Raw genomic sequence first — 12,939 nt, 5'->3', positions numbered from 1 at the left:
TCTACCCGTCCTTAATTATAGAGGCAGTCGCGCAGTTTGATTAAACCTGCTTCTGTCTCTTCTTTTGGGGCAACAAGGGCCACACGAATGTAGCCTTCGCCCGGATTGGTGCCATTTATTGTTCGGCTCAAATACGCGCCCGGAAGTACACGAACTCCGGTTTCACGCCATAGTTTCAATGCAGCGGCCTCACCGTCATCCACGGGAAGCCATAGGAAAAAACCAGCCTCGGGCGATTTATACCCCGCGACATTTTTGAATAAAGCATCCGCAATCTCGAACTTCTCGGCATAGAGCGCACGGTTGTGCTCAACATGCGCTTCGTCTTGCCAAACGCGCGTTGAGGCGCGTTGAATCGGAAGCGGAAGCGGCGCGCCGGAATAGGCTCTAAGCCGGCGAATTCGGGCAATTGATTGCTTTCCCCCCGCAACAAATCCCGAACGAAGGCCAGGCAAATTCGATCGCTTGGAAAGCGAATGAAAGACCACGACACGCTCTGGGTCTGCGTCGGTTGATTGCGCCATCTCCAGCCCGCCTACAGGCGGCGCATCACGGTAAATCTCGGAATAGCACTCATCCGCGAAAATCTGGAAATCATAGGTTTCGGCCAAGTCCAACAGATCGCGCCAGTACTCCGCCGAGGCAACGGCGCCCTGCGGATTGGTTGGCGAACAGATGTAAGCAATTGCGGCACGGTTCAGAACTTCTTTCGGAATGCTGCGATAATCCGGCAAAAATCCAGTTTCAGCCGTCGCAGGAACAAAAACCGGCTCTGCGCCAACGGCCGCGGCGGCAACGGCGTAAACTTGGTAAAACGGGTTTGGAATAAGCACCACTGGCTTGCCGTTCTTCGCTTCAGGACAAAGCGCCATTGCAGCGTTGTAAAGCCCCTCTCGGGTACCGTTAAGCGCCATGATTTGCTCTGGCTCAAGCGAAACAGTGAACCTGTTCGCGATCCAGTTTTGAATTGCGGCCAGAAGTTCGGGCGCACCGTCATTCGGTGGGTAGCGGCCAAATTCTTTGGTCGTTTCGGCGATGATCTCGCTTACAAATTCGGGGAACGGGTGCTGAGGCTCGCCGATAGTCATAGCGATACTGTCTCCGCCGGGCGCGTGAACGTCCAACAGGCTCCGCAGGCGCGGAAACGCGTATTCTGGCAGTTGTGAAAACCGCTCCGGAAAAACCATATCTGCCTCAGTGTTCGGGATCATTATCGCCCCGTTATCCGCCAAGACTACGCGCAGGGAGGGTTTTGGTCCAGAAATCGCGGCGATTTTTCTATGCTAATCCCGAACGTTGTGGCTTTTGCGCCAGCCTAACCTTGGATCGCAATCTCCGCAGCGCGCCCAATCCGCAGGAGCCTTTCTTCCTGCATAGGTTGGCCCATGAGCGAAATACCCGTCGATGGAACGCCTGTCGGTAAGGTTAGCGCGCAAAGCCCAAGTAGGTTGCCAATGCGTGTATTTCGCAGGGCGAGCAAGTTCATCTTGACGTAATAACTATGATCCGTTTTTAGCCGCTTGAGGTTCGGTGGTAGGATCGGCGCGGTTGGCAAAACAATGGCGTCATATCCCGCCGCAATCGCACACCACTCCGCACGGATTCGGTCCACCTCTAACCAAGCGGCCACATAGTCCGCCGCAGTAAAATCCGCGCCTCCACGAAACCGCTCCAGAATCTCTGGGAACATCTTTTCCGGCGCCTTTTCGATGACCGACTTCCACGTGCCATAAGCTTCAGACGCGAAGAGAATCGGCGAATAGGTCAGCAACTCAACAAGGGGTTTGAACACAATATCCGAAACCTCCGCGCTCGCAGCTTTTAGGCGGGATAGAGACTGTTCGAACCCGTTTTGCGGCTCATCCTCGATCATGTCAAAGGCCACAGTTCGCAGCACTCCGATGCGCGCACCTTTAAGGCTGGCACCCGACAAATCCGCAGCTTTACCACCTTCCAATAAAGCAAGCGCGTGGGCCGCATCCTCGACAGATCGACAAAGCGGGCCGACGGTGTCGAACTTTGCGCAAAGCGGAACGACGCCTTTCAGCGACACCCTCCCCGACGTTGTTTTGAGCCCAACAAGATCATTCCAAGCGCTGGGAATACGTACCGATCCGCCGGTATCAGACCCGATCGCAAGCGGAGCCAACCCGAACGCAACCGAAGCAGCGGCGCCGGATGAACTTCCGCCCGGAACCGCTTCGGCGTCATTCACACAAGGCGGAGTTTGTTTCACCGGATTGTACCCAAGCCCGGAAAACGCCAATTCCGACATATGGGTTTTGCCGATACAGACTGAACCGCCAAGGCTTGCCGTAGAAAGCACGTCCGCATCGCAATCCGGTACACGATCTTTCAATAGGTCACTGCCGGCTTCCGTCTGGACCCCAGCAGAATCGAAAAGATCTTTCCAGCTAACGGGCACACCATCCAGATTCCCTTTTCTAGAGCCTGTTTTGGCACGTTTTTGCGTGGCAAGAGCTTCGCTCCTCGCGCGCGCTTTGGTCACTTCAGTGAAAATCTTTGGTGTATTCGGGTGGGCTTCAATCGCTTCGATGTGCGCCTCGCACAGGTCAACAGGATCAAGCTTGCCGCTTTCGATTTCACGCCCGAGTGTCGTTGCGGTTTGCTTCAAAATATCCATTGCGTCCTCACGAAATTTCACACCGACGTTAACCCTATCTAGCCCTTGGATCATGGACAATCCCTACAATTCCAGCAATATGAGCTTATGGAATTTGACACAGATATTTTGCTCGTTGGTGGCGGCCTGAACGGCACCGCACTCGCACTTGCTCTGGCTGATGGCGGCTTTTCGGTAACCATTGTCGATGCGCTGCCCGAGAACACGCGCAAGGCAGGTGATTTTGATGGCCGTGGTTATGCTTTGGCGCTGGCCTCGCAAAAACTCTTGCGTGCCCTTGGGGTTTGGCAAGATGTGCAAGACCAGTCCCAGCCAATTCTCGATATCAAAGTAACCGATGGCCGCGCGGGCGAAGGCCCATCGCCCTTCGTATTGCACTTTGATCATGCCGAAATCGAAGATGGCCCTATGGGTTATATGATCGAGGACCGTTTTCTGCGGGTCGCACTGATTGAAGCGCTAAAATCTCGCGACGCCATTAAAACGATCTCGCAAGAAACCGTTGTGGCGCAAGAGGTCGATTCAAGTGGTGCTACGGTAACGCTTGCCTCAGGAAAACAACTGCGCGCGAAGCTGCTTATCGGCTCTGATGGAAAGACGAGCGGAACCGCCGAAAGAGCAGGTTTAAGCCGGAATAGACACGATTATGGCCAGACCGCACTGGTTGCTGCGGTTGCGCATGAAAAGCCGCATAACGGCTGCGCGCACCAATTCTTTATGCCTTCTGGGCCACTGGCAATACTCCCGCTTCCCGGAAACGCGTCTTCAATTGTCTGGAGCGAAACACACGAAAATGCAGCGCGTATTTCGGCCCTTGATGACGACGGTTTTCTAGAAGAATTGCGACCACGTTTCGGGAGTTTTCTGGGCGATATCTCGTTGGCAGGGAAGCGTTTTGCCTACCCGCTTGGGCTTTCGCTTGCCAGCGCACTGATCGCGCCACGCGTTGCTTTGATTGGCGATGCGGCGCACGCAATTCACCCGATAGCCGGACAGGGCCTTAACCTTGGCCTGCGGGATGTGGGGGCGCTGGCGGAAGTTCTTGTAATGGCCAAACGGCGCGGCGAAGACATTGGCGCGCCTGATGTATTGAGCCGCTACCAGCAATGGCGCCGCTTTGACACGAATACACTTGCAGCGGCGACGCATGGATTTAACCAGCTGTTTTCAAATGACAATTCAACGCTTCGAACGATCAGAGACATCGGCCTTGGAGCGGTCAATGCGGTACCCGGTTTGCGGCGTAGGTTTATTCGCGAAGCGGCGGGATTAACTGGCGATGTGCCCAAGCTTTTGCAAGGGCAGCAGATTTAATCGAGCTCGCGGGCTTCGTCGACCAACATTACCGGAATTCCGTTGCGGATCGGAAAGGCTAAATTGGCGGGCCGCGAGATCAGTTCGGCATTCGCAGCGTCATACTCAAGTCGGCTATGCGTGAGCGGGCAGACCAATGCTTCAAGCATTTTTGGGTCAAATTCACCTTCGTGGCTCATTGGATTCGATCCTCGCTTTGGCCAAACCGTAGCGCAAACTCCATCAGGGTTGTGAGCGTTTCGCGACGGCTGGCTAGGTCTTCGGCTTCAAGCAAAGCCTGTTTTTCTTTGGAGCTAAACGGACAGAGCATTGAAAGAGAGTTTATTAGCAACTCGTCCTCTGCATTCTTGAGGCTTTCCCAGTCTGTCTCGAGTTCCTCAGAATTGAAATACTTCTCAAGTAGGGTAAGCAGCCTATCCCGATTCAGGCTGGAATCAGTCTCTATTCCGCCCAAATCACGCTCAAAACCCTTCCAAGAGACATCTGCCGTCAGATAGGGCGCAAAGCTTTCGTTCGCTTCGCGCAACCGAAACCTCGAAATACCAGCCAACGTAACCATGTAGCGCCCGTCAACAGTCTCCGAAAAGGACACAACACGCCCAGCGCACCCGATCTTATGCATGATCGGAACGGTTTTTTCGTCTTGTCCGCTGTCGTCTTCTTGATCGGAAATGGGTTGAATCATCCCGATCAGACGATGCGAAGTCTTAAGGCAATCCTCGAGCATCGCGAGGTATCGCGGTTCAAAAATCTGCAACGGTAAGCGCCCTCGCGGCAACAACAACGCGCCAGGAAGGGGGAATAGCGGAACATTTGATGGTAGATCAGCTGCTGAAAGCATCCTCCGAGCTTACCCCTATTCCAAAGTTACAGAAAGATCATCGACGATAGTTTCCGACGCCCATTGAGCGCAATCGGGTCCTGAAGCTTCAACGCTTCGAAAATTGTGAAGAGTTGGGCCTTGGCAGCACCGTCGTTCCACTCGCGATCGCGCTTGAACAGTTCGAGCAGCATATCGACGGCACCCTCAGTATCCCCAGCGGCATGGAGCGCTGTTGCAAGGTCAAAGCGTGCTTGATGGTTGTCCGGATCAGCCTCAACGGCAGCCTTCAATTCCGCTTCTGGGCCTGCGTTCTCTGCCTGCTTGGCAAGATCAATTTGCGCGCGAACGGCTTCGATTTGCGGGTCTGTCGCGATTTCTGCGGGTATGCCGTTTAGTGTTGCTTCGGCATCATCGGCTTTGCCTAATGCGACGAGCGATTTGATTACGCCCGCGTGCCCGCCGACATTCACAGGGTCTTCTTCTGTTACGGCCTGATAGATTTGCAACGCGTCGTCCAACTCTCCGGCATCAAACATAGCATCAGCCGCTTCGATGGCATCAGAAAGCCCGCCATCAGGTGCACCGGGCCCTGCAGCAGCGACTTTCTCTACAAACTTCCCGATTTCACTCGGTGGAAGCGCGCCTTGGAAACCATCAATCGGCTGGCCTTGCCAAAAAGCATAAACCGTTGGGATCGACTGAATCTGAAGTTGTGCCGCGATCTGCTTGTTTTGGTCAACGTCGACCTTTGCCATCTTAACCGCACCGCCCGCCTTGTTGACCGCTTCTTCGAGCGCAGGTCCGAGCGTTTTACAAGGGCCACACCAAGGCGCCCAGAAATCAACGATCACCGGAACTGTCTGACTGGCTTCGATCACCTCCTGCATGAAGGTAGCTTCGTCAACATCCTTGACGTGCGTTTCGGTGGTGGGTTCTTGCGTCTGGCCGAGTTCTAGCATGTTTTATCTTCCGTTATTCGGATTTGGTTGGCCTCTATATAGGCTGTGATGTTCAAAGATCAAACGTCGCAAAGACAGGGGCATGGTCGCTTGGTTTTTCCCATCCACGCGCATCGCGGTAAACTCGCGAACCGTGAGCGGCTCCTGAGATGTCCGCAGTTGCCCATACGTGGTCGAGCCTACGGCCCTTGTCAGCGGCATCCCAATCACGCGCACGATAGCTCCACCAGCTATATAGCCGCCCATCGGGGATATCGGCGCGGGTCACGTCTTGCCAATTTCCGGCTTCGCGCGTCTCTTCGAATTTCTCGACCTCAATAGGGGTATGGCTCACCACCTTGAGAAGCTTCTTGTGATCCCAGACATCATCCTCGCGCGGCGCAATATTCAGATCGCCAACGAGAATTGATTTTTCTGGAGCATTGGCCCGAAAATCGTCTCGCATATCCGCCAGATAGTCGAGTTTCTGCCCGAACTTTTCGTTCACCTCACGGTCTGGCACATCGCCGCCTGCGGGCACGTAATGGTTATGGATGGTCACGCCATTTTCAAGTTTTGCAGCAACATGGCGCGCGTGTCCGAGTTGTGCAAAGTCATGCATCCCCGCTAGCGCCAGTGGCAGTCGAGAGATGATCGCAACGCCATTGTATCCCTTTTGACCATTTGCAACCATGTGCTCATACCCCAGCGCCTTTAAACCTTCGACAGGGATTTTTTCCACAGGGCTTTTGCATTCCTGAAGGCAAAGCACGTCTGGCGCTTCCTCCTTTAGAAGCTTCAAAACAATCGGCTCACGCAAACGAACGGAATTGATGTTCCATGTACAAAGGGTAAATGCCATTGGGCGCTCCAGTTTAAGTTGGCAAGAGGCTATGCCAGCCAAAGTATGAGCGCCACCCAAAAGCTGCGGTTTCCTCTAATTGCCGCAATGCGGGGCGAATGACTTAACGTTGACAGGTTTCTGCTATCGATTTACCCCGATTTAATTGTAATCTCGTCAGGTAGTAACCAGTTAATGACGCGATTAAGTTAAGAGGACGCGATGCCAACAATTTATACGTTGCCCGATGGGTCTGTGAGCGTCAGTGGGGGCGGCGAGATTTCTGGTTACACCCAAGGCGATGGCTCACATCTGCAAGACCTTGAAATCACACTCAACAATAACAGTTGGGTACCCGTTGAGATTACCGACAACGATGGAAACTTCGAGGATAACGATAGCAGTCAGACTCTGACCAACGGAATAAGTTACGGTGGGACCAACTATTCAGCAGGTGCGCGCGTTGAAGCGGAATATACGCTGACTGTCGAAGATCCTGATGGTAACGAATATACACTTATCGGCTTTAACATCGTTGAAGGTGGCGGCAATTCCTACGGCACAATTGAAGGCTTGGCATTTGTCGGCGATACTGGCGAGTTCCCACCAATTGGAGTCCCTCTAACCGTAACAGGAACCAGCGAAGGGCCCGGCGGAAACACAACCCCCTATAATGATTACGCCGATCCGCCCTGTTTCTGCGCAGGAACTCTCATAGAAACCGACATGGGCCCACGCCCTGTTGAGGCTCTCAAAGTCGGGGATTTAATCAAAACAAGAGACAACGGATATCAACCGCTGCGCTGGATTGGTCACGCTGAAATATCGCGTGAAATGCTCGCCGCCCGCCCTGAACTCCGACCCGTTAGAATACACGCAAACGCGTTTGGCGCAGGTCTGCCCGAGAATGACCTACACGTATCGCCACAGCACCGCGTTTTGATCAGTGACTGGCGCGCATTGGTCTATTTCGGCGAAGAAGAGGTCTTGGCTTCTGCCATCCATTTAGAGAACGGCGAAACGATTCAGCAGGATGAAGATTGCGAAAGTACCGCGTATTTCCACCTGCTTTTTGATGCGCATCAGGTCATTTACTCTAACGGCCTGCCAACAGAGAGTTTCCTTCCAGGCCCTCAGACCTGCAACGGTTTGGAACAAGCGGTTCAGGAAGAGCTGTTTGCGATATTCCCGCAGCTTGAACAAGACTGGGGTGGCTTTGAAGCTGCGCGCACCTGCCTCAAATCGCACCAGACGCTTGCGGTCGTAAAAAGGGCCCGAGCATTAAGCCCGGGCCAGTCCAACAGGGAGGTTGCGTCTTAACCCAGACGCCGGGATTGTTTAGGACGCGAGGCGATATCCGCCGCTCTCTGTCACCAGTAGTCTTGCATTGCCGGGATCGGGTTCGATCTTTTGACGCAACCGGTAAATATGTGTTTCAAGCGTGTGTGTCGTCACACCTGCGTTATATCCCCAGACTTCATGCAGGAGCACATCACGGGCAACAACGCCGCCCGTCGCGCGATACAGGAACTTCAGAATGTTCGTCTCTTTTTCTGTGAGGCGAACCTTCTTGTTGTCCTCTGTTTCAAGCAATTTCATCGCGGGTTTGAACGTATATGGACCAAGCTGGAACACTGCGTCCTCTGATTGCTCGTGTTGGCGAAGCTGCGCGCGAATCCGAGCGAGCAGGACAGGGAACTTGAACGGCTTTGTGATGTAGTCGTTCGCGCCGGCATCGAGGCCGAGGATCGTATCTGCATCACTGTCATGTCCGGTAAGCATCAGAATCGGGCATTTCACACCCTGCTTCCGCAGCAATCGGCACAATTCCCGCCCATCCGTATCGGGGAGGCCTACATCCAGAATAACCAGATCGTAGATCGCCTCTTTGGCCTTGGTCATTGCATTCGAGCCGTTGTCAGCTTCGAAAACATCAAATTCCTCTGTCATAACCAACTGTTCCGACAGTGCTTCACGCAAGTCGTCGTCGTCATCAACCAAGAGAATTTTCTTAAGCGCTGGCATTCTTTGCCCTCCGTTGTCTTCCCTTACATTTGTTCCTGATACGTATCCAAAACAAGAGTGGCTCAAAAAAACTCACGCGTACGTGTCGAAAATGCGGGATATGTTTCAATTCCCTGCGGTTATGGTTACATGTCGGGATATATCTGTAACAGAGTTTGCCCATGCAATTTGCCCCGAACCTTTCCGAAAGACTCGCACGAGCACGTGCCGATTTGCGCATGGGGCTTCCGGTTGTCATGTCAAAATCCGGCGAATCCGCGTTGGTTGTAAGCGCTGAAACGCTTTCTGCGGAGATGCTCGCAAAGCTTCGAGCCTCTGATACCGAGCTACTCCTTGCGATCACCACACGCCGAGCAGAAACGCTCAAGGCACGCGCCTATGATTCGAACGTCGCGCGCGTACGCGTTCCCGCTGATACGGATATCAACTGGATTCACTCGATCGCGGACCCCGCCGATGACCTCGCGTCGCCGATGAAAGGGCCGCTAAATACGCTGCGCGAAGGGGCAAGTTGCATTGCTCGATCCGCTGTATCCCTCGCAAAAGCTGCGCGCCTCCTTCCTGCCGCTGTCATGTTACCCATTGAAAACGGCGCAGAATTCGCAGCAAGCAACGATCTTACCTACATTGCACTTGAGAACGCAGAAGCCGAAATCCTCTCGCGCTCTCCTCTTTCCGCTGTCGCCGCCGCACGTGTTCCGCTTGAGGTTTCAGAAGCAGGACGGCTTCACGTTTTCCGTCCTGAAGATGGCGGAGAAGAGCATTATGCAATTGAAATCGGGCGCCCCGACCGCAGCAAACCCGTGTTGTGTCGGCTTCATTCGGCGTGCTTCACTGGCGATCTGATGGGCAGTTTGAAGTGCGATTGCGGGCCACAACTTCGCGCCGCGCTTGCGCAAATGGGGCACGAGGGCGCAGGGGTCCTCCTGTATCTCAATCAAGAAGGCCGTGGCATCGGGCTCGCCAACAAGATGCGCGCTTATTCCCTTCAAGATCAAGGGTTTGACACCGTTGAAGCAAATCACCGCCTCGGCTTCGAGGACGACGAGCGAGATTTCCGCCTAGGTGCTGAAATTCTCAAGGAATTGGGCTTTAGTTCCGTGAATCTCATGACAAACAACCCTGCAAAGGTTGCGATGATGGAAGCCACCGGAATTTCAGTCGACACACGCGTTCCGCTAAAAGTTGGGGAGAACGCCCATAATCGCGCCTATCTGGCGACCAAAGCCGCAAAATCAGGCCATATTCTGTGAGCACACGTGATCTAGTTGTTACCAAATGGGGGGCACGTTTTGGCGGCCGCCGCTTACCTTGCTCGATTGGCCGTTCAGGATTTACAAAAAGCAAGCGAGAGGGCGACGGGGCAACTCCGGTTACGCCCATGCGTATTTTAAGTGGGTTTTATCGGCCAGATCGAATTTCACCGCCGCCGCTGCCTTTTGAGATGAAGCCAATAGGCCCGCGCGATATTTGGTCAGACGATATTTCTGACCCGCTTTATAATCACCTTCGGAAGTTGCCCGAGCCCAAATATAGCCACGAAAGGCTGCGGCGGAGCGATCCACTTTACGATTTGGTGCTCGTTACCGATTACAACTATCCTAACGCAACTGCTGGGGCTGGTTCGGCGATCTTTGTGCACATTTGGCGCAAACGACGGTACCCGACGGAGGGCTGCGTAGCGTTTGAGCGGCAGAACTTGCTGTGGATACTCGAGCGCTGGACAGAGCGAAGCCGGATTACAATTCGCACGTAGTCTTAGCGCGCCTGCCCCGAATAATCGCGCGCTCCAAAAATAGCAGACCCGACACGCACGTGTGTTGCGCCTTCTTGGATAGCAATTTCAAAGTCTGCGCTCATGCCCATAGACAGGTGTTCAAGCCCATTGTGCTCGGCAATTGCGCGTAAACTCCGGAAGTGAGGGGCGGGATCTTCTTGCGCAGGGGGAAGGCACATAAGGCCGACAACAGGCAAGCCAAGCTCTCGGCAATCCGCGATAAACTGGTCTGCATCAGAAACGGAAACACCCGATTTCTGAGCTTCTTCGCCGGTGTTGACCTGAATAAAGAGATCGGGGCAGTTCCCCAATTCTTGAGCCAGCCGCGCTAGGGTTTTTGCAAGTTTCGGACGGTCGAGCGAGTGGATGGCTTCAAAGAGGCCCATCGCCTGACGTGCTTTGTTGGTTTGAAGCGGGCCGAGAAGGTGTACGTTAACCTGTTCAAACTGCTCACGAAACTCCGGCCACTTGCCGGCAGCTTCCTGTACCTTGTTCTCTCCGAACAATTTGTGTCCCTGCTCAAGAACACTGCGAACATTTTCGTTGGGTTGAACCTTGGAGACCGCGATGAGCTTGGTAGAGCCGACTTTACGCCCGGCTTGTTGCTCTGCGGATGTTATTCTGGATTGGATATCAGCAAGCGACATTTAGGCCTCTATTTCTAGCTTGCCACAATGAGCCACATCTCTGCACAAAAGAAAAGAGCGGACCGAAGCCCGCTCTTCCCCATTCAAATAATCCGGATGGATTAGAAGCTGAATGTCATACCGAGGTCGGCGATAGTTTTGGAAGCAGAAGTCTTCTCAATACCACCTTTGATCGCAGCACCACCACCGAGGTCGTATGCAGCGCCAAGACCGTATGCCCAAGCTGTGTCAGCAGCCCAGTCAGCGTTAATCCAACGGTAGTAACCTGTTACAGTTGTTGCACCGAAGGCGTAGTCAGCAGAAACAGCCCACTGGTGAGCGTCGCCGAGGTTGTCGCCGAGGTCCAGAAGACCAGCGCGGCCTTTCAGAGTCAGAGCACCGTTTGTCCAGTCTGCACCGAGGTGAACGCCGGAGAGTGTGCCGATAGAAATCTCTGTACCTGTACCTGCAGTACCAGTTGCAAGAGCAGCGTCTTGAGTTGCTTCGTAACCTGCACTCAGAGTGAAGCCGCTTACGACGTACTTCACACCCAGAGAGTAAGACTGACCAAAGCTAAGTACGCCAGTCGCAGTACCTGTCGCTGTGTTGATTGTGCCAGAATACGAAGTTCCGCCAATTTGACCGATGCCAGCGTAAATTGTCAGCGCACCAGTCGAGTACTCATAAAGAGCCGATGGAACTGGGTAGATTGTGTCGTCTGTGCCGTCGCCGTCAACGTCTGTACCAGCGTTGATGAAGAGGTTTTTGTTAGTTTCGTTCAGCAGTGTGTAACCAACTGCGGAAACGTTACCAACAGCAGCTTTAGCAGCACCGTCAACGTCACCCATGGAGAGCTTGCCGAATGCACCGGAAGCAAAGATGTGACCGGATGTACCTTCAGCAGCTTTAGCAGCATTGTGGATGTCGAAAGATCCGCCGAAAGTTACGCCGCCGTCTGTTTCACCGGACAGAGTAAGCTTACCGCGAACACGGCTGGACATGTTCCAGTCTTCGCCATCAAATACAACACCCATACGGCCGTCACCGGATACGGAAACGTCTGCGTAGGAAGCGCCAGCTGTAGCTACGAGAGCTGTAGTAGCAATCAGAAACTTTTTCATTTCGTTTTCCCTCATTGAGATTAAAGGTTCACCTCAATACAGGGGAATCCGTATTGAGTATGCTGTTCAATCGCTCTTTGGCGCTTAGTTTGCAAGTTTCTGATAGGGGTATTGCTCAAAGCTTCCTGTGTTGGTGCAGGTTTGCCACACCTTATTTCAACCACAGAAACCACCCCGCCGCGTCTTTATATATAGTTCGCATATGTTCCCGCGAAAAACCTTGCCCGCGCCGGAGGTGTTGGTTACTAAAACACAACAAGGAAAATAGGCAAATATATGGCATTTACCCGTGTAACCAGACTGGCGCTCGCGCTCTCGACGGCTTCGTTGCTTTCGGCGTGCTCACTTCCGCCCTCTGCAGAGATTGTGGACGACGACCCGAATCAGATCGGCGGCACAGGTGAATCCATTTGGGACATCTTCGGCAACGCACGTGACCCCAACGTCACGATCGAGGTGAACAAATACATCTGGAACGCGGCACTCGAGGTGTTAAATTTCCTTCCAATTCAAGAGGTTGACCCATTTAGCGGCGTATTCATCACCGGCTATGGCGTTCCTCCTGGGGGAAGCCAATCCTATCGCGCCGCTGTTTTCGTACAGGACCCCGCGCTGGATGCGCGTTCGCTCGTCGTTGCCTTGCAGCGTAGCGGTGGACGCCCTGTTTCAGCCGAAACGCAGCGCGCCGTCGAAGATGCCATCCTATCGCGGGCAAGACAGCTCCGTATCAGCGACTCTAATCTCTAATTCGCCCCACAAGGCAGACCCAAGACCTCGCCGGGCAACTTCATAAAGTTCAGCTCGGCGTTTTCACGTAAAAGGACAACCAG

Annotated in this window: 14 protein-coding genes; 5 read left to right on the top strand and 9 right to left on the bottom strand. The window is 53.7% G+C overall.

What is annotated here, in order from left to right; translation table 11 throughout:
* Window positions 1-11 precede the first annotated feature (11 nt).
* Together OU789_RS14215 and OU789_RS14210 are read right to left on the bottom strand one after the other, a co-directional pair.
* Window positions 12-1,187 (bottom strand): aminotransferase class I/II-fold pyridoxal phosphate-dependent enzyme, encoded by a 1,176-nt coding sequence (locus OU789_RS14215; RefSeq protein WP_274656277.1) that lies wholly within the window; start codon window positions 1,185-1,187, stop codon window positions 12-14.
* Window positions 1,188-1,315: 128 nt separating this feature from the next.
* Window positions 1,316-2,644 carry an amidase gene (locus OU789_RS14210; protein ID WP_274656275.1) on the bottom strand — a complete coding sequence of 443 codons (1,329 nt, stop codon included), beginning with the start codon at window positions 2,642-2,644 and terminating at the stop codon, window positions 1,316-1,318.
* 87 nt (window positions 2,645-2,731) lie between these two features.
* On the opposite strand from OU789_RS14210, the gene OU789_RS14205 reads away from it, so the two are divergent.
* A complete protein-coding gene (locus tag OU789_RS14205; RefSeq protein WP_274656195.1) occupies window positions 2,732-3,958 on the top strand; it encodes an FAD-dependent monooxygenase in 1,227 nt (408 codons plus the stop codon).
* Here OU789_RS14205 and OU789_RS14200 read toward each other — a convergent pair.
* Genes OU789_RS14200 through OU789_RS14185 form a run of 4 tightly spaced genes read right to left on the bottom strand, consistent with a single transcriptional unit; the run spans window position 3,955 to window position 6,581 of the window.
* Complete coding sequence (locus OU789_RS14200; protein ID WP_263954646.1) at window positions 3,955-4,137, bottom strand: Trm112 family protein; 183 nt, start codon at window positions 4,135-4,137, stop codon at window positions 3,955-3,957. The two genes, OU789_RS14205 and OU789_RS14200, sit on opposite strands and share 4 nt — an antisense overlap.
* On the bottom strand, window positions 4,134-4,799 hold the full coding sequence (locus OU789_RS14195) for an LON peptidase substrate-binding domain-containing protein (protein WP_274656194.1): 666 nt from the start codon (window positions 4,797-4,799) through the stop codon (window positions 4,134-4,136). Before OU789_RS14195 ends, OU789_RS14200 begins: the two co-directional genes overlap by 4 nt.
* Window positions 4,800-4,825: 26 nt before the next feature.
* On the bottom strand, window positions 4,826-5,740 hold the full coding sequence (gene trxA, locus OU789_RS14190) for a thioredoxin (protein WP_274656192.1): 915 nt from the start codon (window positions 5,738-5,740) through the stop codon (window positions 4,826-4,828).
* Between the two features lie 52 nt (window positions 5,741-5,792).
* Window positions 5,793-6,581 (bottom strand): exodeoxyribonuclease III, encoded by a 789-nt coding sequence (locus tag OU789_RS14185; protein WP_263954642.1) that lies wholly within the window; start codon window positions 6,579-6,581, stop codon window positions 5,793-5,795.
* Between the two features lie 201 nt (window positions 6,582-6,782).
* Between OU789_RS14185 and OU789_RS14180 the strand changes: the two genes are divergently transcribed.
* A complete protein-coding gene (locus OU789_RS14180) occupies window positions 6,783-7,880 on the top strand; it encodes a Hint domain-containing protein (protein WP_274656189.1) in 1,098 nt (365 codons plus the stop codon).
* Window positions 7,881-7,898: 18 nt separating this feature from the next.
* On the opposite strand, the gene OU789_RS14175 is transcribed toward OU789_RS14180, so the two are convergent.
* Window positions 7,899-8,585: a response regulator transcription factor gene (locus OU789_RS14175; RefSeq protein ID WP_263954640.1), complete on the bottom strand. Its 687-nt coding sequence runs from the start codon at window positions 8,583-8,585 to the stop codon at window positions 7,899-7,901.
* A 161-nt stretch (window positions 8,586-8,746) separates the two neighbouring features.
* Here OU789_RS14175 and ribA point away from each other — a divergent pair, with 161 nt between their 5' ends.
* Window positions 8,747-9,838, top strand: a complete 1,092-nt coding sequence (gene ribA / locus OU789_RS14170; protein ID WP_274656188.1) for a GTP cyclohydrolase II — start codon at window positions 8,747-8,749, stop codon at window positions 9,836-9,838.
* Window positions 9,835-10,341: a L,D-transpeptidase family protein gene (locus OU789_RS14165; RefSeq protein ID WP_274656186.1), complete on the top strand. Its 507-nt coding sequence runs from the start codon at window positions 9,835-9,837 to the stop codon at window positions 10,339-10,341. Before ribA ends, OU789_RS14165 begins: the two co-directional genes overlap by 4 nt.
* A 2-nt stretch (window positions 10,342-10,343) precedes the next feature.
* Here the strand turns inward: OU789_RS14165 and OU789_RS14160 are convergent, their stop codons facing one another.
* Window positions 10,344-11,009, bottom strand: coding sequence for a YggS family pyridoxal phosphate-dependent enzyme (locus tag OU789_RS14160; protein ID WP_274656184.1), 666 nt, complete (start codon window positions 11,007-11,009; stop codon window positions 10,344-10,346).
* A 101-nt stretch (window positions 11,010-11,110) separates the two neighbouring features.
* Window positions 11,111-12,109, bottom strand: a complete 999-nt coding sequence (locus tag OU789_RS14155) for a porin (protein ID WP_274656182.1) — start codon at window positions 12,107-12,109, stop codon at window positions 11,111-11,113.
* A 276-nt stretch (window positions 12,110-12,385) separates the two neighbouring features.
* Here OU789_RS14155 and OU789_RS14150 point away from each other — a divergent pair, with 276 nt between their 5' ends.
* Entirely contained in the window at window positions 12,386-12,856 is a 471-nt protein-coding gene (locus OU789_RS14150; protein WP_263954635.1) for a DUF3576 domain-containing protein, read from the top strand.
* The last annotated feature ends 83 nt before the right edge of the window (window positions 12,857-12,939 follow it).

The sequence above is a fragment of the Halocynthiibacter sp. C4 genome, from assembly GCF_028823805.1.
Taxonomy (GTDB): Bacteria; Pseudomonadota; Alphaproteobacteria; order Rhodobacterales; family Rhodobacteraceae; genus Falsihalocynthiibacter; species Falsihalocynthiibacter halioticoli.
This window is presented reverse-complemented; position numbering and strand designations above follow the sequence as displayed.